19 protein-coding genes are annotated in these 22,957 nt (G+C 73.3%); 3 read left to right on the top strand and 16 right to left on the bottom strand.

All coding sequences use genetic code 11. The features are described 5' to 3' along the window. Window positions 1–4: 4 nt before the first annotated feature. The 9 genes from AB0912_RS02120 to AB0912_RS02160 all read right to left on the bottom strand — a co-directional run bounded on the left by AB0912_RS02120 (window position 5) and on the right by AB0912_RS02160 (window position 9,614). The gene (locus AB0912_RS02120; RefSeq protein ID WP_366695789.1) at window positions 5–646 is read right to left on the bottom strand and encodes a 1-hydroxy-2-methyl-2-butenyl 4-diphosphate reductase; all 642 of its coding nucleotides are present in this window, start codon (window positions 644–646) and stop codon (window positions 5–7) included. Then, a complete protein-coding gene (shc, locus tag AB0912_RS02125) occupies window positions 646–2,646 on the bottom strand; it encodes a squalene--hopene cyclase (RefSeq protein ID WP_366695791.1) in 2,001 nt (666 codons plus the stop codon). Before shc ends, AB0912_RS02120 begins: the two co-directional genes overlap by 1 nt. A gap of 148 nt (window positions 2,647–2,794) precedes the next feature. Then, the gene (locus AB0912_RS02130) at window positions 2,795–3,925 is read right to left on the bottom strand and encodes a polyprenyl synthetase family protein (protein ID WP_366695793.1); all 1,131 of its coding nucleotides are present in this window, start codon (window positions 3,923–3,925) and stop codon (window positions 2,795–2,797) included. Beyond that, window positions 3,922–5,328: a hydroxysqualene dehydroxylase HpnE gene (hpnE, locus tag AB0912_RS02135; protein WP_366695795.1), complete on the bottom strand. Its 1,407-nt coding sequence runs from the start codon at window positions 5,326–5,328 to the stop codon at window positions 3,922–3,924. Before hpnE ends, AB0912_RS02130 begins: the two co-directional genes overlap by 4 nt. Continuing rightward, on the bottom strand, window positions 5,325–5,465 hold the full coding sequence (locus tag AB0912_RS02140) for a DUF6380 family protein (protein ID WP_366695797.1): 141 nt from the start codon (window positions 5,463–5,465) through the stop codon (window positions 5,325–5,327). Before AB0912_RS02140 ends, hpnE begins: the two co-directional genes overlap by 4 nt. Next, complete coding sequence (gene hpnD, locus AB0912_RS02145; RefSeq protein ID WP_366695799.1) at window positions 5,465–6,415, bottom strand: presqualene diphosphate synthase HpnD; 951 nt, start codon at window positions 6,413–6,415, stop codon at window positions 5,465–5,467. The genes AB0912_RS02140 and hpnD overlap by 1 nt, the downstream gene beginning before the upstream one ends. Beyond that, window positions 6,412–7,314, bottom strand: a complete 903-nt coding sequence (gene hpnC, locus AB0912_RS02150; protein ID WP_366695801.1) for a squalene synthase HpnC — start codon at window positions 7,312–7,314, stop codon at window positions 6,412–6,414. The genes hpnD and hpnC overlap by 4 nt, the downstream gene beginning before the upstream one ends. Before the next feature lie 358 nt (window positions 7,315–7,672). Further along, window positions 7,673–8,422: an ABC transporter ATP-binding protein gene (locus AB0912_RS02155; RefSeq protein WP_366696265.1), complete on the bottom strand. Its 750-nt coding sequence runs from the start codon at window positions 8,420–8,422 to the stop codon at window positions 7,673–7,675. Between the two features lie 271 nt (window positions 8,423–8,693). After that, window positions 8,694–9,614 carry an ABC transporter permease gene (locus tag AB0912_RS02160; protein WP_366695803.1) on the bottom strand — a complete coding sequence of 307 codons (921 nt, stop codon included), beginning with the start codon at window positions 9,612–9,614 and terminating at the stop codon, window positions 8,694–8,696. 161 nt (window positions 9,615–9,775) lie between these two features. On the opposite strand from AB0912_RS02160, the gene AB0912_RS02165 reads away from it, so the two are divergent. Next, complete coding sequence (locus AB0912_RS02165) at window positions 9,776–10,444, top strand: TetR/AcrR family transcriptional regulator (RefSeq protein ID WP_366695805.1); 669 nt, start codon at window positions 9,776–9,778, stop codon at window positions 10,442–10,444. Window positions 10,445–10,577: 133 nt separating this feature from the next. Here the strand turns inward: AB0912_RS02165 and galE are convergent, their stop codons facing one another. The 3 genes from galE to AB0912_RS02180 all read right to left on the bottom strand — a co-directional run bounded on the left by galE (window position 10,578) and on the right by AB0912_RS02180 (window position 14,759). Then, window positions 10,578–11,558 carry a UDP-glucose 4-epimerase GalE gene (gene galE, locus AB0912_RS02170; RefSeq protein WP_366695807.1) on the bottom strand — a complete coding sequence of 327 codons (981 nt, stop codon included), beginning with the start codon at window positions 11,556–11,558 and terminating at the stop codon, window positions 10,578–10,580. A gap of 165 nt (window positions 11,559–11,723) precedes the next feature. Then, entirely contained in the window at window positions 11,724–13,403 is a 1,680-nt protein-coding gene (locus tag AB0912_RS02175) for a glycosyltransferase family 2 protein (RefSeq protein ID WP_366695809.1), read from the bottom strand. Window positions 13,404–13,559: 156 nt separating this feature from the next. Further along, window positions 13,560–14,759 (bottom strand): glycosyltransferase 87 family protein, encoded by a 1,200-nt coding sequence (locus AB0912_RS02180; RefSeq protein WP_366696266.1) that lies wholly within the window; start codon window positions 14,757–14,759, stop codon window positions 13,560–13,562. Between the two features lie 276 nt (window positions 14,760–15,035). Here AB0912_RS02180 and AB0912_RS02185 point away from each other — a divergent pair, with 276 nt between their 5' ends. Further along, window positions 15,036–16,631 carry a glycosyltransferase family 39 protein gene (locus AB0912_RS02185; protein ID WP_366695811.1) on the top strand — a complete coding sequence of 532 codons (1,596 nt, stop codon included), beginning with the start codon at window positions 15,036–15,038 and terminating at the stop codon, window positions 16,629–16,631. Here AB0912_RS02185 and AB0912_RS02190 read toward each other — a convergent pair. After that, window positions 16,525–17,022: a MarR family transcriptional regulator gene (locus AB0912_RS02190; RefSeq protein WP_366695813.1), complete on the bottom strand. Its 498-nt coding sequence runs from the start codon at window positions 17,020–17,022 to the stop codon at window positions 16,525–16,527. The two genes, AB0912_RS02185 and AB0912_RS02190, sit on opposite strands and share 107 nt — an antisense overlap. 122 nt (window positions 17,023–17,144) lie before the next feature. Here AB0912_RS02190 and AB0912_RS02195 point away from each other — a divergent pair, with 122 nt between their 5' ends. Next, window positions 17,145–17,558, top strand: a complete 414-nt coding sequence (locus tag AB0912_RS02195) for an organic hydroperoxide resistance protein (RefSeq protein ID WP_366695815.1) — start codon at window positions 17,145–17,147, stop codon at window positions 17,556–17,558. Between the two features lie 36 nt (window positions 17,559–17,594). On the opposite strand, the gene AB0912_RS02200 is transcribed toward AB0912_RS02195, so the two are convergent. The 3 genes from AB0912_RS02200 to AB0912_RS02210 form a co-directional block, all read right to left on the bottom strand. Beyond that, window positions 17,595–19,307 (bottom strand): hypothetical protein, encoded by a 1,713-nt coding sequence (locus tag AB0912_RS02200; protein ID WP_366695817.1) that lies wholly within the window; start codon window positions 19,305–19,307, stop codon window positions 17,595–17,597. Between the two features lie 84 nt (window positions 19,308–19,391). Next, entirely contained in the window at window positions 19,392–20,648 is a 1,257-nt protein-coding gene (locus tag AB0912_RS02205; protein WP_366696267.1) for a hypothetical protein, read from the bottom strand. Window positions 20,649–20,722: 74 nt separating this feature from the next. After that, window positions 20,723–22,957: a CDP-glycerol glycerophosphotransferase family protein gene (locus AB0912_RS02210; RefSeq protein WP_366695819.1), complete on the bottom strand. Its 2,235-nt coding sequence runs from the start codon at window positions 22,955–22,957 to the stop codon at window positions 20,723–20,725.

Genomic DNA, 22,957 nt, shown 5'->3' on the forward strand with positions numbered 1-22,957 from the left:
TGGCTCACCTCCGAGGGAGCAACAAAGAACGGTGCCATTCAAAGAAAGCGGGGAGCACGGCACGAAGAACACGGAAAGCCGATATTCCACCGCGGACCGTGCCGATACGGACGAGTTCATGTTCTGGAGCGTCCACGACCACCCGTACGGCCGCAACCGGGCGGGTGCCCGTGCGGACCGCGGCGAGCAGCGTGGCCGCGGACTCCATGTCCACGGCGATCGCTCCGGTCGCGAGCAGGTCGGACCGCTCGTGACCTCGGACGACGTGATCGGAGCCGGTGAGCGGCCCCCTGTGCACGGTGCGGCCGGGCAGGGCCCGCACCAGTTCCTTGACGAGGAGGTCGGTCCCCAGGCACGGCGTGGTGCCGGCCGGGTCGCGGGTCTCCTCGGCGACGACCAGGTCACCGGGGTGCATGCCCGGGGCGAGCCCCGCGCAGAACCCGGTGGCCAGTACGGCCGCCGTACTCAGGGCCGGGTCGCCGAGGACCCGGGTGACGGACCGCTCGGCGGCCCTGGGGCCCATCCCCGTGCGCAGCACGGTGACGGGTCCGCCGGCGCCGCTCCGGTCGCCGCTGCGCAGCGCGAGGTGCTCGATGCCGAGCGCGCAGGCGATCAGCAGCGGGGCCGGGGCGGGATCACCGGTCATCAGGCTCCCTTCGCCACGGAGAAGGGCTCGCCGTTGACGTAGCGGCCCAGCGCGGTGAGCGGGAAGACCTGCCGGTAGAGGTGGTAGTTGATCGAGAAGTCCCACGGGAAGCCGGTCCCCGTGAAGTAGGGCTCGTCCCAGGAGCCGTCGGGCAACTGGGTCTCGGCGAGCCAGCCGACGCCGCGCTCGACGGCCTTGGACTCGCTCTCCCCCGCCGCCAGCAGGGCGAGCAGCGCCCAGCCGGTCTGGGAGGCGGTGGAGGCGCCGCGTCCGCTCCACCCGGCGACGTCGCGGTAGGAGCGCAGGTCCTCGCCCCAGCCGCCGTCCTCGTTCTGCACGTTCTCCAGCCAGGCCACGGCCCGCCGGATCGCGGGGTGCGAGGCGGGCAGCCCCGCGGCCACCAGCGCGGGGACCACCGACCCCGTGCCGTAGACGTAGTTGACGCCCCAGCGGCCGAACCAGGAGCCGTCGGTCTCCTGGTTGGCGAGCAGCCACTCGATGCCCCGCCGGGTGCGCGGGTCGTGCGAGAGGCCCTCGACGGCCAGCATCTCCACGACGTGCGCGGTGACGTCCGCGGAGGGCGGGTCGATCACCTCGCCGAAGTCGCAGAACGGCAGCCGGTTGGGGAACGGGCTGGTGTTGTCGACGTCGAAGGCGCCCCAGCCGCCGTCCTTGGACTGCATGCCGAGGTTCCAGCGGACCCCACGTCCGATGGCGTTCTCGACGCGGTCCGGGTCGTGGTGGCGGACGCGGCGCAGCGCGAGGACGACCTCCGCGGTGTCGTCGATGTCCGGGTAGTTGTCGTTGTGGAACTCGAACGCCCAGCCGCCCGGCGGGAGCTGGGGCCGTTTGACCGACCAGTCGCCGGGCCGGACGATCTCCTCGCCGAGCATCCAGTCCACGGCCTTGACGAGCTGCGGGTGGTCGGCGGGCACGCCCGCGTCGGCGAGCGCGATGGTCGCGAGGCAGGTGTCCCACACCGGGGACTGGCAGGCCTCGACCATCCGGGAGCCGTCCTCGCGCCAGACGGCGAACCGGTCGAGGGAGGCCAACCCGGCACGCATCACCGGGTGTTCGAGGTCGTAGCCGAGCAGGTGCAGGGCGATGACCGAGTAGACGGCGGGCGGCTGGATGCCGCCCCAGCAGCCGTCGTTCTCCTGCCGCTCGACGATCCAGCGTCCCGCCGTGTTCATCGCCGCTCTGCGCAGGGCGCGCGGCGCGACTCTGCGGTACTGGTGCAGGGCCTTGTCCAGACGCTGGAACATCCCGTCCCAACTGGCCACCCGCGCAAGGGGCTTGGGCGGATTGGGGTTAGTGGGGTCGGTGTGCAGTTCGTCGAGCGGGAACGGGGCGGGCCGGACCGGCCGCTTCGCCGACACGATGGTGAGCGGCACGATCGTCTGCCGCGCCCAGCAGCCGAAGTCGTAGATGTTCAGCGGCATCCACTTGGGGAAGTAGATGAGTTCCGGCGGGAGTTCGGGCAGGTCGTCCCACTTCCACCAGCCGAAGAGGGCGAGCCAGATCCGGGTGAAGACCCGGGCCGAGGCGATGCCCCCGCGCTCACGGATCCACGCGGACGCGCGCGCCATGTGCGGCGCGTCCGGGGCGTCCCCGGCCAGCCGCAGGGCGACGTACGCCTCGATCGTCGTGGAGAGTTCGCCCGGGCCGCCGTAGAACGAGGCCCAGGTGCCGTCCTCGCGCTGCTCGCCGCGGATGAACAGGGCCGCGCCACGGGTGGTCGCCTCGTCGCGGATGCCCAGGAACTGGCGGAGCAGGAGATCCTCGGCGTCCATGGTGACGTTCGTCTCCAGGTCGCCCTTCCACCAGCCCTGGTCGTCCTGCAGCGAGAGCAGGAAGTCCGTGGCGCGTGCCATGGCGCGCGTGGCGGCGTCTCGGGTCTCGACCGTCCCGGCCGCCGCGGGAGTGTCGTGCTGGATATCGCTGGCCGAGGCAGCGCGGGGAGGAAGTGCCCCGGTGCTTCCGTCGGTCGTCGCTGTCATGGCTTCCCCTTCGTGCAGTGGTACGACTCTGCTGTGGGTCCGCCGTCGGCCGGTGCGTGCGATGCGATGGTGGTCCGTGCTCGAACGGGGTTCGAGGCCCGGGAGGCACCGGCCGGCGACTACGCGAGGTGTATTCGACCGATAGTGATCATCTCTTTCGTACGACGACGAAGTCGGCGAGTGCCACCAGCTCGGCCCGCACGCGGTCGGGCATCGGTACGGCGTCCAGCGCCTCGATGGCGATCGCGTGCTGCCTGCGCGCTTCCTGGGCGGTCCAGTCCCGGCCGCCCGCCTCCTCGATGAGCGCGGCGCGCGCGGCGAACTCCTCCTCGGAGAAGTTCTCGAAGTCGCTGGCCTTGGCGTCCTCGGCGAGCAGGGCGCCGAGCCGCTCGGAGGCGGGGCCGCCCGCGGCGAGCGCGGCGACGACCGGCAGGGACTTCTTGCGCTGGCGCAGGTCGCTCCAGGTCTGCTTTCCGGTCGACTCCGGGTCGCCCCAGATGCCGAGGAGGTCGTCGACGGCCTGGAAGGCGAGGCCGAGGTGGTAGCCGTAGCGCTCCAGGGTGTCGGCGGTGAGGTCGTCGGCGCCGCCGAGGACCGCGCCGATGGAGCAGGCGCAGGCGAGCAGGGCGCCGGTCTTGTTGCCCTCCATCTCCAGGCACTCCTCGACGCTCACGCGGTCGCGGTGCTCGTAGGAGATGTCCTGGGCCTGGCCGTCGATGAGGGCCCGGGTGGCGGTGGTCAGACGGCGGGCGGCGCGGCCGGCCTCGACGCTGCCGAGTTCGAGGAGCACCTCGTTGGCCAGCGCGAACAGGGCGTCGCCGACCAGGATCGCCTGGGCGGGGCCGTGCACCTTCCAGACGGTGTCGCGGTGCCGGCGCTGTTCGTCGCCGTCCATCAGGTCGTCGTGCAGCAGCGAGAAGTTGTGCACCAGCTCGACAGCGACCGCGCCGGGGACGCCGACCTCGGGCTCGGCGCCGGCGGCCTGGGCGGAGAGCACGGCGAGCGCGGGCCGGACGGCCTTGCCGCCGTCGCCGTCCGCGGGGTTGCCCTCGGCGTCGATCCAGCCGAAGTGGTAGGCGGCGACGGTGTCCATGGGCGCGGCCAGCCGGTCGACGGCGGCCTTCAGCACCGGGGTGGACAGGGTCCGGCCGCGCTCCAGGAGCGCGGTCACGTCCACCGCGTCGGCAGCCGTTTCGGCCGGGGGCACAGTGGGCACAGTCTCTCCTTTTGTTGCGAAACCGGGGGTGCGGGGGCCTGTCGTGCTCTGTTCGAGCGTCATGCCGCCTCCTCGAAGAGTCCGAGGAGATGATCGCGGGACCGTCCCAGCGCGCCCAGCGCGGCGTCCGCCGCGCCGACGCCGCTGCGGACCGCACTCTCCATGGTCGCGGGCCACCCGGTGGCGGTCCACGCTCCGGCCAGGTACAGGCCGGGGGCCTTGGTCCGGGCTCCCGGGCGCAGCCGCCCGACGCCCGGGCCGGGGGCGAACGTCGCGGTGCGCTCCCGGGTCACGAAGAAGTCCTTCACCCCGGCGCCGCGCGTCCCGGGCAGCAGCCGCTCCAGCTCCGGGAGGTACCGCTCCCGCAGGGCGGAGACCGGCTCGTCGATCTCGTCCCGCGCCGCCGACTGCGACAGCGCGAGGTACTGGCCCTCACGCAGCCCGGAGGCCTCGGTGCGGTCGAAGACCCACTGCACCGGGGAGCCGAGCGCGGCGAAGAAGGGCGCGGTCAGGACGGGGCGGTCGTAGACGACGTGGACGTTGAGGATCGGCGCGGTGCCGATGTCCAGGAGCCGTTCGGGGGCGTCGAGCGCGCCCTCGGGGAGCAGATCGTGGGCCTCGCGCTGGGGTACGGCGAGCACGACGGCGTCGGCGTCGATGCGCTCGCCGGGAACCTGAACACTCCACCGCCCGTTCCCGTAAGGGGAGACGGAGGTGACGCGTGTACGGATCTCGGTGCGTACGCCCGCGGAGTCGAGCGCCTTGCGGGCCAGGGTGTCGTGCAGTTCGCCCAGCGGGACGCGTGCCCAGCCGATGTCGGCCGCGCCCGGGTCGGACAGCAGACCCGTCTTGAACACCATCGCGGCGAGGGCGAGCGAGCAGTCGCCCGCCACCGCGTTGAGGGTGGCGACCCCCACGAGGTCCCACAGTGCCTCGACGGCCCGTCGTGACTGGCCGTGCCGGGCGAGCCAGTCGCCGAAGCTCTGCGCGTCGAGCGCCGGATCGGTGAGGTCCAGGCCTTTGAGGGCGAGGGCGGCGCGGCCGACCTTGGCGCGCTCGGCGAGCGAGAGGTGCGGGTAGGTCGCGAGGCTGCGCGCGAGATGCAGGGGTACGGGCAGCGCGCTGCGGCCGATGCGTCCGAGGCGCCGCCCGACGGGTGCCTCCGCGTCGAGAACGGGCACGTCGAGACGATCCTGCAAGGGCGCGAGCGAGGCGGCGTCGATGCGGTCGAGGAACCAGCGGTAGGCGGTGCAGCAGCGCAGATAGACGTGCTGGCCGTTGTCGACGGTGAGGTCGCCGCGCTGGAAGGAGAACGCGAGACCGCCGAGCCGGGGCCGGCCTTCGAGCAGGGTGACGCGCAGCCCGGCGTCGGCGAGCGCGAGCGCCGCGGTGATCCCGGCGAGTCCGCCGCCGATCACCACGGCGGACCGGGCGGAGTCGCCCGCGGACTCCTGGACCTCGCTCATCGTGCACCCTCCCCTGGGGCCGCGCCGTGGTGATCGAACCACGCACGGCGGGCCGTCGCAGTCAGGGACGCGGACGGGGTCCGGAGGGTTGCCTGCCGTTTTTCACCGGCCGTGTCGCCTTGGCCCATATTGTCCATCAGGCGCGCCTCCGGACGGTGCGGCGGGAGACGTGGCGGGCGTCGAGTCCGGACAGACCGCGTACGGCGACGAACGCCTTCTCGCGTCCGGGCAGCGAGACCCGGCCGCGCAGTACGGCCTCGGGGTCGCGCTCGATGCGGTCGAGGAGCCGCCGGTAGATGCCGGCCATGGCCGCGACACAGGCGCCGCTGCGCCGGTCGAGCATGGGCAGCAGCCGGTAGCCCTCGGCGAACAGGGCGCGTGCCCGGCGGACCTCGAAGTGCACGAGGCCGGCGAAGTCCGAGCCGGGCGGCGGGGTCGGGCCGTCGAACCCGGCCGAGCAGCCGAACTTCGCCAGGTCGTCGGCGGGCAGATAGGTACGGCCGCCCTCGGCGTCCTCCCGGACGTCCCGCAGGATGTTTGTGAGCTGGAGCGCGAGCCCGAGCGTGTCGGCGTACTCCGGCGCGCGCTCGGCGCCGCGCGCCCCCGGTTCGGTGCCGAAGACGCCGAGCGAGAGCCGCCCGATCGCCCCGGCCACGCACCGGCAGTAGACCTTCAGGTCGTCCCACGTCTCGTAGGTCTCGCCGCGTACGTCCATGAGCACGCCGTCGATGAGTTCGTCCAGGCCCCCGAGAGGGACCGGGAAGTACTCGGCGGTGTGCGTGAGGGCGACCGCGACCGGGTCGGTGTCGTCCTCGTCGACGGCGCCCGCGCGGACGCGGGCGAGCAGGGCCCGCGTCTCCTCCAGGCGTGCCGCCTTCACGTCCGGTGCCAGCGTGCCGTCGCCGATGTCGTCGACACGCCGGGAGAACGCGTAGAGCGCCGACATCGCACGGCGCTTGGCCGTAGGCAGCAGCCTGATGCCGTACGCGAAATTGCGGGCCTGCTGGCCGGTCACTGCCTCGCAGTAGCTGTACGCGGCGAGTACCGGTGCGGACACGTGCTGTTCCGACTCCACGGTCCGGATCACCCCTTTCCTCGCAGAGTCACTCCCACCTCGCGCAGCAACTGGAGCTTGCCGGGCTTGGGCGGGCCTGTCAGTACGTCGTATTCGGCGGCGACGATCGCGTCGATCGCCGCCTTCCCCCCCGCGACGAACCCCGCGAGCAGCAGCTTCAGCCTGCCGTGGACGCTACCCACGAGGGGGGTGCCTTCATTCAGGAGGTTCAAGGCGCGTTCTGCTTCGTATGCAACCAGTGCTCGCACCGATGCGCCTGCTGTGGGGGCGGCGAGATCCGCTTCGGTGACATGAAAGCGCTTCATGTCCACGGCGGGGAGATAGACACGGTCGCGGCCGAGGTCCTCGGCGACGTCCTGGAGGTGCTCGACGATCTGCAGTGCCGTGCACACCGCGTCGGAGTGGCGGACCCGCTCGGGGGTGGAGGTCCCGGTCACGGAGAGGACCAGCCGGCCGACGGGGTTCGCGGACAGCTCGCAGTAGGCGAGCAGGTCGTCGTAGGTCTCGTACCGCTTGACAAGCTGGTCCTGACGGTTGGCCGCGATCAGTCCGAGGAAGGGCTCGGGGGTAAGGCCGGCGCGGCGGACGGTGGGCTGCAGACGGAGCATCAGGGGGTGGGCGGGCGTCGAGTCGAAGACCCGGTGGAGATCGGCTTCCAGGGCGTCCAGCAGGACCGCCCTGTCCTCGGCGTCGGTGGCCGGTACGCCGAGGAGGCGGGCGTCGGCGCCGCCGGGGGCGAGGTCGCCGTCTCCGATGTCGTCGACGAGGCGGGCGAAGCCGTAGACGGCCATCAGGTCGTCGCGCCAGGCCTTGGGCAGGAAGAAGGGGGCCACGGGAAAGTTCTCGTCCGCGGCTTTGTCCAGGGTGCCGCGCCCCGGATCACCGGGTCGGGCCGTACCGGCTTCGGTCACCGCTGGCCGCCCGGCGCGGGGACGGCACACGCGTCGCGGAGCTGGAGAGTCACCGTAGCCATTGCCGTCACATCTCCCGTTCTACACTGCCGACCCAACCCTGCCCATTTCGGACACGCCGCCCGGAGATCCGCGCGGCGCGACGCTGCCGGGTGTCGCGCATTATCGCCCCACTTGGCGCGATTCAGCACCGGTACAGCTTACGTTGTACAACGCTGCACACTCCGGCGGGGTGTCCTGCACATCACAACAACACACCGATTGGCGCCAAGATTCCTAACGCCGACCGGAGTTGACGTTTCCTTTGCAGACGCAGGACCCCGCCGGAGAGTTCCGGCGGGGTCCTGGGCGGAACGGGTCACTTGCCCGTGAACTTCTCGTATTCCTTGAGGACGTCCTCGGTGGGGCCGTCCATGCGCAGTTCGCCGCGCTCCAGCCACAGCACGCGGTCGCAGGTGTCGCGGATCGACTTGTTGTTGTGGCTGACCAGGAAGACCGTGCCCGCGCTCTTGCGCAGCTCCCGGATACGGGCCTCGGAGCGCTTCTGGAAGGAGCGGTCACCGGTGGCGAGCGCCTCGTCGATCATCAGGACGTCGTGGTCCTTGGCCGCCGCGATGGAGAAGCGCAGCCGGGCCGCCATGCCGGAGGAGTAGGTCCGCATCGGCAGGGTGATGAAGTCGCCCTTCTCGTTGATCCCCGAGAAGTCGACGATCTCCTGGTAGCGCTCCTTGACCTGCTCGCGGGACATGCCCATCGCGAGGCCGCCGAGGTAGACGTTCCGCTCACCGGTCAGGTCGTTCATCAGGGCCGCGTTGACGCCGAGCAGGGAGGGCTGGCCGTCCGTGTAGATCTTGCCGGTCTCCACCGGGAGCAGGCCCGCGACCGCCTTGAGCAGCGTGGACTTGCCCGAGCCGTTGGTGCCGATCAGGCCGATGGCCTCACCCCGGTAGGCGGTGAAGGAGACCGACTTGACGGCGTGCACCTTGCGGACGCCGGCCGCCTTCTCGGTCTGCTTGCGGCGCAGGATGCGGTTGAGGGCGGCGGTGGCGCTGCCGCGTCCGGCGCCGGTGCCGTTGACGCGGTAGACGATGTCGACGCCCTCGGCGATGACGGTGGGGACGCGCTCGGAGCCCCCGCCCGCCGGACCCCCGGTGCCTCGCGGCCGGGCGTCCTGCGGTCGGGCGTCCTGCGGCCCGGTGTCCTCGGGCCAGGCGCCTCGCGGCCGGGTGTCCTCGGGCCAGGCGCCTCGCGGCCGGGCGTCCTCCGGTTCGGCCCGCGTACCCGGCCCACCCTGAGCGCCGCCCCGCATCCCCTGTGTCTCCTGCATCCCCTGTGCCCCCTGAATCCCCTGCGTGTCCTGCGTGTCCTGCGTGATGGTGTCAGCCACGGCCGTAGGTCTCCTCGGCCTTCCAGAAGTAGATGAACCCGCCGACGCCGGCGACGAGCGCCCAGCCGACCGCCAAGGCCCAGACGTGGTGCGGCAGTTGGTGGGAGTGGAAGCTGTCGATCAGCGAGAAGCGCATCAGGTCGATGTAGACCGCCGCCGGGTTGTTCTGCAGCAGGATCATCGCCCAGTGCGGCAGGTCGTCGTGGCTGAGCACCTTGTCGATGCTCCACATGACACCGGAGACGTACATCCAGGTGCGCAGCAGGAACGGCATGAGCTGGGCGATGTCCGGGGTACGGGCGCCCATCCGGGCCATGACCATCGCGACGCCCGCGTTGAAGGTGAACTGGAGCACCAGCACGGGCACGGTGAGCAGCCAGGAGGCGCTGACCGGCACCCCGAAGCAGAGCAGGATGACCACGAGCGCGGCCATCGAGAACAGCAACTGCTGGAGCTGCTGGAGGGCGTACGAGACCGGCAGCGCGGCACGCGGGAAGTGCAGGGCGCGGACCAGGCCGAGGCTGCCGGAGATCGCCCGGGTGCCCGCCATGATCGAACTCTGTGTGAAGGTCCAGACGAAGACGCCGGTGACCAGGAACGGGATGTAGTCCGGGACGCCGTGCTTGGTGCCGAGCAGGATGCCGAAGATGAAGTAGTAGACCGCCGCGTTCAGCAACGGGGTCATCACCTGCCACACCTGGCCGAGCTTGGCCTGGCTGTACTGCGAGGTGAGCTTGGCCGTGGCGAACGCGGTGATGAAGTGGCGCCGGGCCCACAGCTGGCGGACGTACTCGGACAGGCTCGGGCGGGCGCCGCTGACGTTGAGGCCGTACCGGGCGGCGAGGGCCGCGGCTTCGTCGGCGGGGGAGACCGGCGCCGTCGTCACGGGCGGGGTGTGGAGGACCTGGCTCACATCCGTTGCTTTCGCTCGGGGGGTGGGGGTGCGGGTGCGCCGGCCTGACCGATTCGAGGACCGCTCTTTGCCGTTCTCTTACGTCGGGACGGGATCGTATCGTCGCAACGTGAGCGTAGGGCTCTCTACGTCGGAACGCAACCGTTTCGTCGTCACGGCCTATGCTGGTCCGTATGACCACGAACGCCGACACAGCCGCGAGTGCCGCCACGCCCGCGCCTGCCGACGGGAAGGCCCCGCGTCGCCGGGCGCCCGCCGGTGCGGCCGTCCTGAGGGAGGATGTGACCGAAGCGATCCGAGCCGCCGTCTTCGAGGAACTCGCGGCCGTCGGGTACGCCCGGATGTCCATCGAGGGCATCGCCCGCCGCGCCGGGGTCGGCAAGACCGCGGTGTACCGGCGCTGGCGCTCCAAACGCCACCTGGTGCTCGACCTGGTGTCGGCGATCGCCGTCCAGGGCCTGCCCGCCCCGGACACCGGCTCCCTGGAGGGCGACCTGCGCCTCCTCTACGAGGTCACCTCACGCGCGCTGCGCCACCCGGTGGCCGGCCAGATCATCCCCGACCTCCAGGCGGAGGCGGCCCGCAACCCCGAGATCGCGGAGGCGTTGCAGAAGGCGCTGCGGGAGGGCCAGCAGAGTGTGGCGAGCGGCATCGTCGCGGCGGCCACCGCCCGCGGCGAGGTCCGCGAGGGCGCCGACCTGGACCTGGCCCTGGACCTGATGTCCGGCCCCCTCTACTGGCGAGCGGTCGTGGCCCGAGCCCCCAAACTCCCCAAGGGCTACCTGGCCACCCTGGCCCGCACGACGGCGGCGGCGCTCAAGGCGCTGTGACCTCCGGGACGCCGCCGAAGGCGCTGTTCCGGGTCTCGAGGGGGGCTCGTCCTATTCGCTTACGGGGGCCCGCCGGGCGTGTCTGCGCCGGGCGGGCCCCCGGACTTCCTTCCGCGCGCGCCCTGTTGTGCCCTCAGCCCCGCTCCGCCCCCGGGTGGCGGTGGGTCCAGCCTGTCCAGGCCGAGGTGATCATGTCGGTTACGTCGTGGCGGGCCTTCCAGCCGAGTTCCGTGGCGATGCGGGTGGCCGAGGCGACGACGCGGGCCGGGTCGCCGGGGCGGCGGGGGGTGGTGACCGGGGGGAGGCCGTAGCCGGTGATCGTGTTGACGCGGTCGATCATCTCGCGGACCGAAACCCCCTCGCCGCGGCCGATGTTGAGGGTCAGGTCGGTGCCGGGGGAGGCCTGGAGGGCGCGGGCCGCGGCGACGTGCGCCTCGGCCAGGTCGACCACGTGGATGTAGTCCCGCACGCACGTGCCGTCCGGCGTCGGGTAGTCGTCGCCGAAGATGCGCGGCGGCGCGTTCTCCGTGAGTTTCTCGAACACCATCGGGACGAGGTTGAAGACTCCGACGTCGGCCAGTTCGGGGCTCGCCGCGCCCGCCACGTTGAAGTAACGCAGCGATGCGGTCGACAGGCCGGTGGCGCGGCCCGTCGCCCGGACCAGCCACTCGCCCGCGAGCTTCGTCTCGCCGTACGGGCTCATCGGCGCGCACGGCGTCTCCTCCGTCACCAGCTCCACGTCCGGCATGCCGTACACCGCCGCCGAGGACGAGAACACGAACGCCGTCACGGACGCGCCGGTCACCGCCTCCAGCAGGACGCGCAGCCCCTCGACGTTCTCCCGGTAGTAGTGCAGGGGCCGTTCCACCGACTCGCCGACCTGCTTCTTCGCCGCCAGGTGGACCACCCCGGTGACCGCGTGCTCGGCGAGGGTCCGGGCGACCAGTTCGCCGTCCAGGGTCGAGCCGACCACCAGCGGGACGTCGGAGGGAACCCGCTCGGCGATCCCCGTCGACAGGTCGTCGTAGACCACGGCCCGCTCGCCCGCCTCGCGCAACGCGCGTACGACGTGCGCCCCGATGTAGCCGGCGCCGCCGGTGATCAGCCAGGTCATGTGGGCCGTCCCTCGTCCGTGAGTCCGTGAGTCCGTGAGTCCGTGAGTCCGTGAGTCCGGGAGTTCGTGAGTCCGTGAGTTTGGTGAGTCCGGGAGTTCGTGAATCCGTGGTGCGTGTTTCGCGGGGCGCGGGGCGCGGGGCGCGGTTCGCGGAGCGCGGGCGTATCAGTGAAGCAGGCGGCCGAGTCTGCGGCGCAGCACTTCGGTCATTCCCCGCCAACCCGACGCCGTACGCAGGGCGAGCGACCCCGCGTGGGTCCGGTACGGCTGCACGAGCAGGACGCTGCGCACCCCGTGGCGGACGTCCGGGACGGCGCGGCGGCGCAGCAGGCCGGAGCCGCCCACCGCGTGCGCGGTCACCTCCCGGCCGGTGCCGTCCCGGAAGCGCAGGTTCAGGCGCAGGTCCCAGGTGCCCGGCTCCAGCGCCGACAGCTCCACCGGCGTCGTGGCCGTCCACAGATCCCCGTACCGGTCCGCCAGCAGCCGCGCCTCGGAGCGCGGGCCCTCGTGGCCGTCCTCCCGGCGGGTGAACACCACGTCCACCGCGACCGGCCCCGCCTCCGCCATCCGGCCGTACAGCTCGTGCAGGCGCAGCCGCAGCCGGGTGCCCCGCGCCCGGACCCGCAGCTCCGCGTCGACGGCGGCCGGCAGCAGATGGGCCGGGCGCTCCAGGAAGTGTTCCAGGGTGACCTGCGGCAGGTCGGAGGACCAGACCGGGGTGCCGTCGGAGGCGCGCGCGTACGGGGGGAGCAGCCGGGCAGGGCGGGCCGCCAGCTCGCGCAGGCGGGGCAGGTCGCGCGGGGCGGGCGAGGCGAGCAGCACCCGGGCGATCAGCCGGCCGGGGGCGCTCGGGTTGAGGGTGAGGTCGGCCGCGTCGAACGCCGACAGATACGCGCGCGTGTGGTCCCACCAGGCGCGCCGGTACCCGGCGGTGCGCAGCTCCAGCTCGCGGGTGTACATCCGCAGGTCGTGGTCGAGGAACTTGGCGCGCACGGCCCGCGCGAGCCGCTTCTCACCGGCGTTCAGGAGGATCTCGTACGCCTCCCGGTTGGCCTCGGTGCGCGCCCGCCAGTTGGAGATGTCCGAGCGGTCGAGCGAGATCGACAGCCGCTCGGCGTCGCGCCGGACGTGCCACACGTACACCGTGTCCGGGATGAGGGCGACGCGCGGCGCGGCGGCCAGGACGCGCGCGGTGAACACGCAGTCCTCGTAGGGGTAGTGGCCGACCGGGAAGCGGATGCCGTGCTCGCGCAGGAAGTCGGTGCGGTACAGCTTGTTGACGCAGAGCGTGTCGTGCGCGAGACGTGGCCGCCGGGACGGGTGGGGGAGCACGGCGGGCCCCGCGTAGAGGGCGCGCTCCCAGGGGATCTCGCGGCCCGAGGGCAGTTCGCGGCGCACACACAGCCCGGCCGTGACCTGGACGCCGTGCGCCTCGGCGGTGCCGAGCAGCGCGTCGACCGCGCCGGGCGGCAGGACGTCGTCGCTGTCGAGGAACATCACGTACGGCGCGCCGGCCGCGTCGATGCCGTCGTTGCGCGGGCTGCCGCAGCCGCCGCTGTTGACGGCCCGGTGGATCACCCGCAGCCGCGGCTCCCCGGCGGCGAGCGTGTCGAGGAGGGCCGCGCTGCCGTCCGTCGAGCAGTCGTCGACGGCGATCACCTCGCGCACGGCGTCTCCCTGGGCGAGGGCGGAGCGCACGGCGTCGGCGACATGGGCGGCGTCGTCGTAGCCGATGACGACGACGCTGACCTTCGCGCGATGAGCGGTCGCTGGAGCGGTCGCCGGAGCGGTCGTCGGGGCGGTCGCTGGAGTGGTCGCTGGAGCGGTCCTCGGAGAAGCGGTCATGGGCGCGGTCCACGGTCCGTATTCGGATGAGTTGCCGCAATTCTCCGTTACGGGGTGCTCACTGTCCTGTCCGGAGGCCGCCTGGTGACGCTGACCGCCCCGCGCGGACGCCGGCCACGGGTGCCGACCGCCCTGTCCGGAGCCCGGCCAAGGTGCTCACCGCCCCGCCCGGAGACCGGCCGGGTCGCGGCGCGGGCCGCGGGTGCGGCGGCGCGGGACGCGGCCCGTCGGGGCCGGGGGCAGGCCGGAGCGCCACAGCCGTACGAGTGAGAGGCCGGCCGCCGTCGCCAGCAGGCCGTTGCGTACGAGCATCAGCAGACAGCCCGTCCAGGTGCTGTGGATCACCTCGCCGTACAGCGCCGGGTACACCACCGTGCTGACCGCCGTCGCCGCCACGATCAGCGCGGCGACCGGGCGCTGGGTGGTGTGCCGCGAGGTCAGGCAGACGGCGGCGAGGCCCAGCAGCCACACCATGTACTGCGGGCTGATCACCCGGCTGGTCACCGTGAACAGCAGAACGGCGGCGAGCGCGGCGTCGTACGGGGTCGCCGCCGTCCAGTGCCGGGCCCGCACCCGCCACAGCAGCAGGACCCCGAACGCCGCGACGGTGAGGGCCAGCGAGAGGGCCGCGACCGAGCTGACGTACGGGCCCACGAACTCCATGGCGCCGTACTGGTAGCGCGCCCGGCCCGGCCAGCCCGCGTGCCGCGCGAGCCCGAGCGCCGTGCCGCCGAGCGACTCGATCTGCACGCCCCGGCCGCCCTGCTGGCGCAGGAAGTCGAACGGGTTGCTGAAGGCGGTGGCCAGCAGGGCGAGCAGCGCGGCGCCGGCGACCGCCGCCGAGGTCCAGGTCTGCCGGGTGGTGCGCCCCCGGGGCGTGCCGATCAGCGCCAGCGCGGGCCACACCTTCACCAGCGCGCCCGCCGCCGCCAACGCCCCGCCCACGCGCGGGGAGCGCCCCAGCGCCAGCAGGGACAGCACGGCGAACGCGGTGACCTGGACGTCGTACCGGGCCAGCGGTACGTGCAGCAGCAGCGGCAGGCCCAGCACCCACAGCAGGGCCCCGCGCGGACTCCGCCCCGGGCGCCGGCCCGCCCGCGTGAGGGCGGCCGTGATCACCAGGTCCGCGACGAGGGTGAGCACCACGAACGCGGTGAAGTACGTCAGCCACGGCAGCAGCGCCGGCGCCAGCAGGACCGGCCCCGCGCCCGGCGGGTACTGCCACAGCCGGTCGCCCGCGGGGAACGCGCCCTGCGACAGGACCCCGTACCAGCGGAAGTACAGATGGCCGACCTCGCGGGAGACCCCGCCCCGGCCGAGCAGGCGGTGATGGTCGTGGGCGAGGAGCCACAGCATCAGGGCGCGGGTGGCGAGCCAGGCCGCGCCGAGCGCGAGCGACCGGGGGTCGCCGGGCACGAGCGATCGGGGGTCGCCGGGCACGAGTGGTCGGGGGAGGCCGAGCACGAGCGGTCGGGGGACGCCGGGAGCCGGACGGCGGTCGGCGGGGGCAGGCGGGCGGGGGTTCCTGAGGGCGCTCATCAAGGCCGGATCGTAAGCCGCATGGATGGGCTATCGCGGGCGATACGCCGTCAATACCGGTCAAAGGTTGTTTAATAGCAAAAAATCTGGCCCATGGTGCTTGCGTGGGTCAGACGGTCGTGGTCGGCGGCGAGGCGTCCCGGGACGGTGGCCGTACTGCTGCCCGTGCTCGTCATGTTCGTGATCGGTCTCTGGGGGCTCGACCGCGGCGGCATGTGGCGCGACGAGGCGGTGACCTTCCAGGTCGCCCGGCGCTCGGTGCCGCAGATCTGGCACCTGCTGCACAGCGTGGACGCCGTGCACGGCCTGTACTACCTCCTCATGCACGCCGTCCTCGCCCCGCACCCCGGCGAGATCGCCCTGCGGCTGCCCTCCGTCTGCGGCGCCGCCGCGACCGCGGGCCTGATCGCCGCGCTCGGCGTCCGCCTGTGCCGTCCGCGCGTCGGCCTGTGGGCCGGCCTGCTGTACGCCGTCACGCCCATGGCCGGCCACTTCGCCCAGGAGGGCCGGTCCTACGCGCTCGTCGCGGCCGGCGCCGCCGCCGCGACCCTGCTGCTGGTGCGCGCCGTGCCCGCCGCCCGGCCCGGCCCCTGGTGGGCGTACGGCACGACGCTCGCCGTCACCTGTCTGCTGCACGAGATGGCCCTGCTCCTGCTGCTCGGCCACGCCTGCACGCTGGCCCTCGCGCGCCTCCCGCTCCCGGTGTGGCGGCGCTGGCTCACCGCCGCCGCGGGCGTGACCCTCGCCCTGCTGCCGCTGCTGCTCGTCTCCCAGGGCCAGTCCGCGCAGGTCGCCTGGCTGTCCCGGACCGGCCTCGGCAGCGCGGAACGCCTGCTCACCCTGTTCACCGGCCCGGCCCGGCTGGTCGTCCTGCCCTATCTCCTGCTCGCCGCCCTCGCGTTCCTGCCCGGCCTGCCCCGGCGCGGCGCGCTCACCCTCCCCGCCGTAGCCCTGCCGCTCGCCGCCGTACCGCCCCTCGTGCTGCTGACGGTGTCGCACTGGTGGCCGCTCTACGACGAGCGGTACGTCCTGTACGCGCTCGCCGGGGCCCCGCTGCTCGCCGCCGCCGGAGCCGAACGCGTCACCGGCCTGCTGCCCCGGATGCTGCCGCACGCGGTGCTCAGCGGTGTCCTCGGCGTCACCCTCGCCTTCGCCGTCCAGCTCCCGGTGCTCCGCCAGGACCGCAGCCCCGACCGGCGTCCCGACAACCTCGCCGCCGTCTCCGCCGTCGCCCACCGCGAACTGCGCCCGGGCGACCCGGTGCTCTTCCTGCCCTCGCTGGCCCGGCGCGCGGCCCTCGCCTATCCGAGGGGCTTCCGCGGGATCCGCGACATCGCGCTGAGCGTCCCCGCCCCGGCCTCCGGCACCCTGTACGGGCGTGAGGCGGGCGCGGCCGAACTGCGCCGCCGGCTGGCCCGGCTCGACCGGGTCTGGCTGGTCGCGGCACCGTTCGCCACCGCGCCCGCCTGGTATCCGGGCAGCCCCACCGAGCGGGCCAAACTCGCCGTCGTCGACGAGCAGTTCGTCCCCCGCGAGCAGGTCGTCCGGCGCGGGGTGACCATGCGCCTCTACGTGCGCAGGCCTACTCCGGCTCTGGCGTCTGCGACCGAGCCGCCCGGTCGAGAGCGGCCGTCAGCCGGTCGAGCCGGTCCCGGAGCTCTCGGATCTCCTCCAGGTCCGCCCCGGTAGCCGCCGCGATCCTGCGCGGCACGGACAGCGCGCGCTCCCGCAGGGCGCCGCCCGCCTCGGTCAGCCGTACCTGCACGGACCGCTCGTCGCGCGTGCTGCGCTCGCGCAGCACGAGTCCGGCCGCCTCCAGTCGCTTCAGGAGCGGCGAGAGCGTCCCCGAGTCGAGCCGCAGATGCTCGCCGAGCCGCTTCACGGGCAGCTCGCCGTGCTCCCACAGCACCAGCATCACCAGGTACTGCGGGTAGGTGAGCCCGAGGTCCTTGAGGATCACCCGGTACACCCCGCCGAAGGCGCGCGAGGCGGCGTTCAGCGAGAAGCAGATCTGCTGGTCGAGGCGGAGGAAGTCCCCGTCGAAGGGGGCCTGGGGGCTGGGCGCGGGTGTCGCGGTCATGACTCCAGGATAGCTCGGTCGAGCCATTGAGTTGTGCACAACTGAATTGTGTGCTCTAATTCTGGTCGTGGGGCGCCGGACCGGCGGCCCGCCAACGAACCGAATCGAGAGGGATGGTCCCCATGGACGCGCTCTACACCGCCGTCGCCACCGCCACCCACGGCCGTGACGGCCGTGCCGTGACCTCCGACGGCAAGCTCGACCTCCAGCTCGCCGTCCCGGTGGAGATGGGCGGCAGCGGACAGGGCACCAACCCCGAGCAGCTGTTCGCCGCCGGTTACGCCGCCTGTTTCGCGAGCGCCCTCGGCCTCGTCGGCCGCGCCGCGAAGGTCGACCTCACCGACGTCGCCGTCACCGGCGAGGTCGGCATCGGCAAGCAGGGCGAGGGCTTCGCCCTGGCCGTCACGCTCCGCGTCGAACTGCCCGACACCGTGGACGAGGCCACCGGCCGCAAGCTGGTCGAGCAGGCCCACCAGGTCTGCCCCTACTCCAACGCCACCCGCGGCAACATCCCGGTCGAGCTGGTCGTCGAGTAGCCGATCCTGCTGTAGCTGTAGCTGTAGCTGTAGCTGTTACCGGCCGGGGCGCGCCCCGGGACCGTCCGCCGGACCGGCGGTCTTCGTGCCCTCCCCCGCCGGCCCGGCCCCCGTGCCGACCCGGGCCAGCACCTCCCCGGTCTCCCGGCTCCACGCCACCACCGTCGCCTCCTCGGGAACCCGCCGCCAGCGCGTCAGCAGCAGCCAGCGGACGTGGTACCGGCGGGCGACGGCGGTGCGTTCGGCCCGCCTCGACGCCGGGTCGAGATAGGCGCGGACCGCCGCGACCCGCCGGCGCCGCTCGCCCTCGTCCAGGGCCGGGTCCGGCCAGGCGGGCGCGGCGAGGTCGGGGCCGTAGCCCGCGATCAGGTGGACCGCGTAGTACCCGTCGGTGATGACCGCCTCGCCGGGCCGGATGTGCCGGGCCGCCCAGTCGTACGTGGGCCAGCGCGGCGGCTGGTCGAAGCCCACCGGGTCGAGCGCGCGCGGCACGACCGCTCCGGCCTGCACGGCGAGGAATCCGGTCAGCGCCGCGCCGGCCGCCACCCACCCCAGCAGCCGCCGTCCCCGCCCCCACGGCCGCGCCGCCGCCAGTTCCACCCCGAGCGCGAACTGGAGCGGCACGAGCGACAGCCCGAGGATCCTGCCGTACGTGTAGTGCCCGCTCGCCCAGCCGTACGCCACCACCGCGCAGTCCAGCGCGAACAGCAGCACCAGCGGATCACGCCACCCGCGCCACCCGTTCCGTCCGCGCCACCCGCGCCACCCGTGCCGTCCGGGGCTCCCGGGCCCGCCGGCCCGCCGGGCGCTCCGGGCCCGCAGCCACAGGGCCGGCAGCCCGGCCAGGGCCAGCCAGAAGTGCCCCGGCATCCCGTCGTACAGCCGCGCGTGCATGGCGTCCACGCTGCGGTCCCCGGTCAGCGCCAGGACGTCGAAGTACGGCCAGGCGTACGCGACCGCCAGGGCCACCGCGCCCGTCAGCAGCCACCGGCCCAGCACGGCGGGCCGCCATCCGCGCTGGGACCCGGCGATGAACGCCACCGCGCCGAGCGCCGCCGCGACCGCGGTGATCGGGTGGACGAGCAGGATCAGCCCGTACAGCGCACCGAGGGCCGCGTATCCCCACCAGCCGGTGAGGCCGCCCGGGCCCACGAAGCGCACCGGGCCGCCGGTGGTGCCCGCCGCCCGCGTCCCCGTCAACGCCCAGGCCCAGAACGTCAGTCCGATGGCGAACGTCGACGGATAGCCGAGGTTGCCGGTCATCGACATCAGCCCGAGATAGCCGCTCCACCAGGCCCGGTCGGTGCCCCAGAGCAGCACCATCGCGAACAGGCAGAGCACCGGCGCCCATTGACGGGGCGTCAGCATCCGTGCGAAACGGCCGATCCCGGTCAGCAGCACCAGCAGGTTCACCGGGCCGGACAGCCGCACCACCGCCCAGCCGCCGAGCCCGGTCAGCCGGGCGAACGCGCCCTGCGCCACCGCGTACGGCGAGTAGTACGGGCTGCCCGCGCCCGGCAGGTCCGCCATCGGGTGGCGCGGATGGAGCAGATGTGCCCGCAGCCGCTCGACCACCGCCGCGTGCTGGCCCGCGTCGCAGCACAGCGGGACCCGCCAGTAGGCGAGCGTCATCACCAGCCAGAACAGACCGCCGAAGAGCTGGTACGGCGTCGGCCGCCAGGTCTTCGTGCCGCGCAGCGCGGTCGCGCCCCGGACAGCCGCCCGCCGGGTGAGGACATCGGCGCTCATCGGACGGCGGGGGAGAGGGGCTCAGCGGTTTCCGGCATTTGGCGTATATGCCCGCCCGGAGCGGGCCGCTAGCCCAAGATCACCTCATCGGGCGACCTCGGTGTCCCGCCGCGCCGGACCCGGCACCGTGCCGGTGAGCGCCCGTACGCCCGGACGGACCAGCGTGTCCAGGAGCAGCGGCAGGCCCACCACCGGGAGCAGCCACAGCACCACGATCAGCCGGTCGCCCCAGATGTTGATGTCCGGGTGCCCGGCCTGGTTGAGCACCCCGGTGGACGCCACCGCCAGCAGGAAGAGCGCGAAGACGCGGTGCCGGCGCAGCGCGCCCCAGCCGGCCGCCACCACGGCCGCGAGGAACAGCGGCTCCCACATCTGGCGGCGCAGCCACTCGATCCAGAACGCCGTCTCCAGGTGCAGGAACTCCGGCCACGGGTGGACGCGGTCGGGGCGGGCGAAGTGCCCGGTCAGCAGGTCCTGGAGGCTCTCCGACTCGGACGGGTAGCGCAGCAGCCCGGCCAGCACGACGGTGCCCACCGCCGCGCCGCCCGCGACCACCCCGAGGGTCCGCAGCGGCCCGTCCCACCGGCGCCGGCGCGCCATCAGCAGCGCGCAGACGGCGGCCAGGCACAGGCCGAGGAAGAGCGCCTGCGAGTGCTTGACCGTGAAGAGGACGGCGAGGGCGCCGCCGGCCAGCCAGGTCCCGGCCCGCGCGCGTCCCTCCAGGAGCAGCGCGCAGCCCCACAGCGCCGCCAGGGTGACCGTCATCATCAGGCCCTCGGTCATCGGCCGCATCGCCGTCGTCCCGCACGGCAGCACGTAGAACAGGGCCTGGCCGGTCAGGGCGGCGCCTGTCGAGGCGCGCAGGGTCCGCAGGACGAGGAAGACGAGGACGCCTCCGGCCACGGTCACGGCGACGCCCGCCGCCCACAGCCCCCAGGTCACCCCGAACACGGTGATGAACGGCACGAGGAGCACCGGGTAGCCGGGCCGCACCTCGAAGATCCGCATGAAGCGCGGCGGCATGAACGGCACGGTGTGCCCGGTGGTCTGCCCGGCCGCCAGCCGCGCGGACACCCCCCGCCACTGCTCGCGCCGGCACTCCTCGACGACCCGGCGCGTCGGACTCGCCCGGTGGAAGCGGACCACGTCGACGGCCTGGTTGCGGCGGGCGATGGACGCCTTGCTCGCGCACGCGTAGTCGATCGTCCGGGCCGCCGCCTCCTGCTTGCCCGCACCGCTCAGACTCAGCGCGTAGGCCAGGTAGTTCTTGGTGTCGGGGGTGTCCCGGCCGGTGACGTTGGCGAGCTGGAGCACGGCGAACAGCACGGCGATCACCACCACCCAGCCGCGCGCCGACCGCGGCCCGCGCGCGGCTCGCGCCCAGGAGCGCGGGGAGCGGGCGCCCGTCGGGGCCCTCACGACGACGCGAGGACGTCGTGCCCCGCCTGCGCGGGAACCGCGACCGCCGGGACCGGCGCCTCGGGCCGCTCGCCCAGCATCAGCGTCCGCACCACCCGCTCGGCGGCCCGCCCGTCGTCGAACTCGCAAAAGCGCGCCCGGAATCCGGCCCGCAGCCGCGCCGACTCGGCGTCCCGCCAGGACCCCGAGGCGAACAGCCACGCCAACTCCCGCTGGGTGCGCGCCACATGCCCCGGCGCCTCGGCGGTGACATCGAAGTAGACACCCCGGCTCGCCGCGTACGCGCCCCAGTCGTCGGCGAGGAGCACGATCGGCCGGTCCAGGTTGGCGTAGTCGAACATCAGGGCCGAGTAGTCGGTGATCAGGGCGTCGGAGGCGAGCATCAGGTCCTCCACGCGCGGTTCGTCCGTCGCGTCGACCAGCACGCCCCGCCGGTGCAGTTCGGCCAGGCCCATCCCGCGCGCCGGACCGTCCGCGAGCGAGGGATGCAGCCGCACGACCAGGGTGTGACCGGCGCCGAGATCCTCCGCGAACCGGGCCAGGTCGAGCCGGTCGACATGCCCGCCGCGCACGTAGTCCCGGCGGGTCGGCGCGTACAGCACCACCCGGTTCCCGGCCGGGACGCCGAGCCGGGCCCGCACCTCCGCCCCGGCCCCGGCCCCCGGCTCGCTCCCGCCTTCGGTGCGGGCCCGGACGAGGACGTCGTTGCGCGGGCTGCCGGTGCGCAGCGAGGTGAAGTGGCAGGGGTAGGCGCGGTCCCAGACCAGCTCGGAGTGGCGGTTGGCGACCAGGCTGTAGTCCCAGCGGTCGGCGCGGCGCAGCATCTGCGGCACGTCGAGCCCGTACCGGGCCCCCGGCTTGTGCAGCAGGTCCGCGGCCATGAACTTCAGCGGGGTGCCCTGATGGGTGTGGATGTGGACGCTGCCGGGCCGCTTCACCAGCGCGCCGGGCCAGTTGACGTTGTTCACGAAGTACGTGGCCCGCGCGGTGACCTGGCGGTAGCGCGCCGAGTCGAGCAGCACGTGCTCGGTGTCCGGCGGCAGCAGCGCCGCCTGCTCCGCGTCCCGGACCACCCACACCCCCCGGATGTGCGGGGCCAGTTCACGCGCCGCCGCGTACACGGCGGCGGGGTCGCCCAGCACTCCCCGGTGCGAGAACGCCGAGTACACCGCGAGGTGGGGGTCCAGCGGGCGGCGCGCGTGCGGCGCGGACCGCCCGCGCTCGATCCGCGCCGTGACCGCCCCGCGCACCCGCTGCCCGCGCCGGCTCAGCTCCCGGCCCGCCCGCCCCGCCTGCCGGCGCAGCCGGTAGCGCGTGAACCCGCCCTCCAGGACGCGCAGTTCGGGCGGTACGGGACCGCTGCGGTGCTTGCGGAACAGGGCGGCCGTCAGCCGGAAGAACTCGGCCTTGTCGCCCGGCGGCAGCCGGTCCGGCTTGGAGAGGATGTCGAGACAGTGCTCGCCCATCTTGTGGTGCAGATAGGGGCGCCAGCTCGACAGCTCCGGCCGGGCGTCGACGAACGCGAAGACCCGCTCGTACTGGTCGTGGATGTCGAAGTGCTTGCGGCTGGTGGTGGACAGGATGTTGCCCTGGCGGCGCTGCCGGTAGGCGAGGCAGATCCGGTCCAGCGCCGCGATCCGCCCGGCGCTGAGCATCACCGGGAACGTCCACGGGGTGTCCTCGTAGTAGCCGGGCGGGAAGGCGAACCCCTCCCGCTCGACGAACTCCCGCCGGTAGACCTTGTTCCACACCACCATCAACAGGTCGAGGATCTCCGGGTGTTCGGACGCCGTGAAGGTCTGGTCGCCGGCCTCCGCGAGCACCCGGGCCAGCACGTTCCGGCGGGTGCCGCCCCACCAGTAGGTGCGCGCGTAGTCGAAGACCAGCACGTCCGGGTCGGTGGTCTCCGCCAGCCGGTCGGCGACCGCGCGCAGCGCGCCCGGGGTGAGCGTGTCGTCGCTGTCGAGGAAGAACAGGTAGTCCCCGCCGGCCAGCGGCATGCCCGCGTTGCGGGCCCGGCCGAGCCCCACGTTCTCCGGCAGGTGCAGCACCCGCACACGCGGGTCGCGCTCCGCGTACTCGTCGAGGATCGCCCCGCAGCCGTCCGGCGAGCAGTCGTCCACGGCGATCACCTCCAGATCCCGGTACGACTGCTCCAGGACCGAGTCGAGGCACTCGCGCAGGAAGCCCTGCACCTTGAAGACGGGGACGATGATGCTGAAGCGGGGCAC

Origin of the sequence: Streptomyces sp. NPDC007084 (genome assembly GCF_040703595.1) — a bacterium.
Lineage (GTDB): Bacteria > Actinomycetota > Actinomycetes > Streptomycetales > Streptomycetaceae > Streptomyces.

Bases quoted from the DNA above. Each gene is read 5' to 3' on its own strand.
- AB0912_RS02130 (WP_366695793.1), bottom strand. From the start codon at position 3,925: ATGACGCTCGAACAGAGCACGACAGGCCCCCGCACCCCCGGTTTCGCA.
- AB0912_RS02190 (WP_366695813.1), bottom strand. From the start codon at position 17,022: ATGACCGCGACACCCGCGCCCAGCCCCCAGGCCCCCTTCGACGGGGAC.
- AB0912_RS02180 (WP_366696266.1), bottom strand. From the start codon at position 14,759: ATGCTGTGGCTCCTCGCCCACGACCATCACCGCCTGCTCGGCCGGGGC.
- AB0912_RS02175 (WP_366695809.1), bottom strand. From the start codon at position 13,403: ATGACCGCTTCTCCGAGGACCGCTCCAGCGACCACTCCAGCGACCGCC.
- AB0912_RS02140 (WP_366695797.1), bottom strand. From the start codon at position 5,465: ATGGACAATATGGGCCAAGGCGACACGGCCGGTGAAAAACGGCAGGCA.
- AB0912_RS02195 (WP_366695815.1), top strand. From the start codon at position 17,145: ATGGACGCGCTCTACACCGCCGTCGCCACCGCCACCCACGGCCGTGAC.
- hpnE (WP_366695795.1), bottom strand. From the start codon at position 5,328: ATGAGCGAGGTCCAGGAGTCCGCGGGCGACTCCGCCCGGTCCGCCGTG.
- AB0912_RS02165 (WP_366695805.1), top strand. From the start codon at position 9,776: ATGCTGGTCCGTATGACCACGAACGCCGACACAGCCGCGAGTGCCGCC.
- shc (WP_366695791.1), bottom strand. From the start codon at position 2,646: ATGACAGCGACGACCGACGGAAGCACCGGGGCACTTCCTCCCCGCGCT.
- AB0912_RS02200 (WP_366695817.1), bottom strand. From the start codon at position 19,307: ATGAGCGCCGATGTCCTCACCCGGCGGGCGGCTGTCCGGGGCGCGACC.
- AB0912_RS02120 (WP_366695789.1), bottom strand. From the start codon at position 646: ATGACCGGTGATCCCGCCCCGGCCCCGCTGCTGATCGCCTGCGCGCTC.
- AB0912_RS02185 (WP_366695811.1), top strand. From the start codon at position 15,036: ATGGTGCTTGCGTGGGTCAGACGGTCGTGGTCGGCGGCGAGGCGTCCC.
- galE (WP_366695807.1), bottom strand. From the start codon at position 11,558: ATGACCTGGCTGATCACCGGCGGCGCCGGCTACATCGGGGCGCACGTC.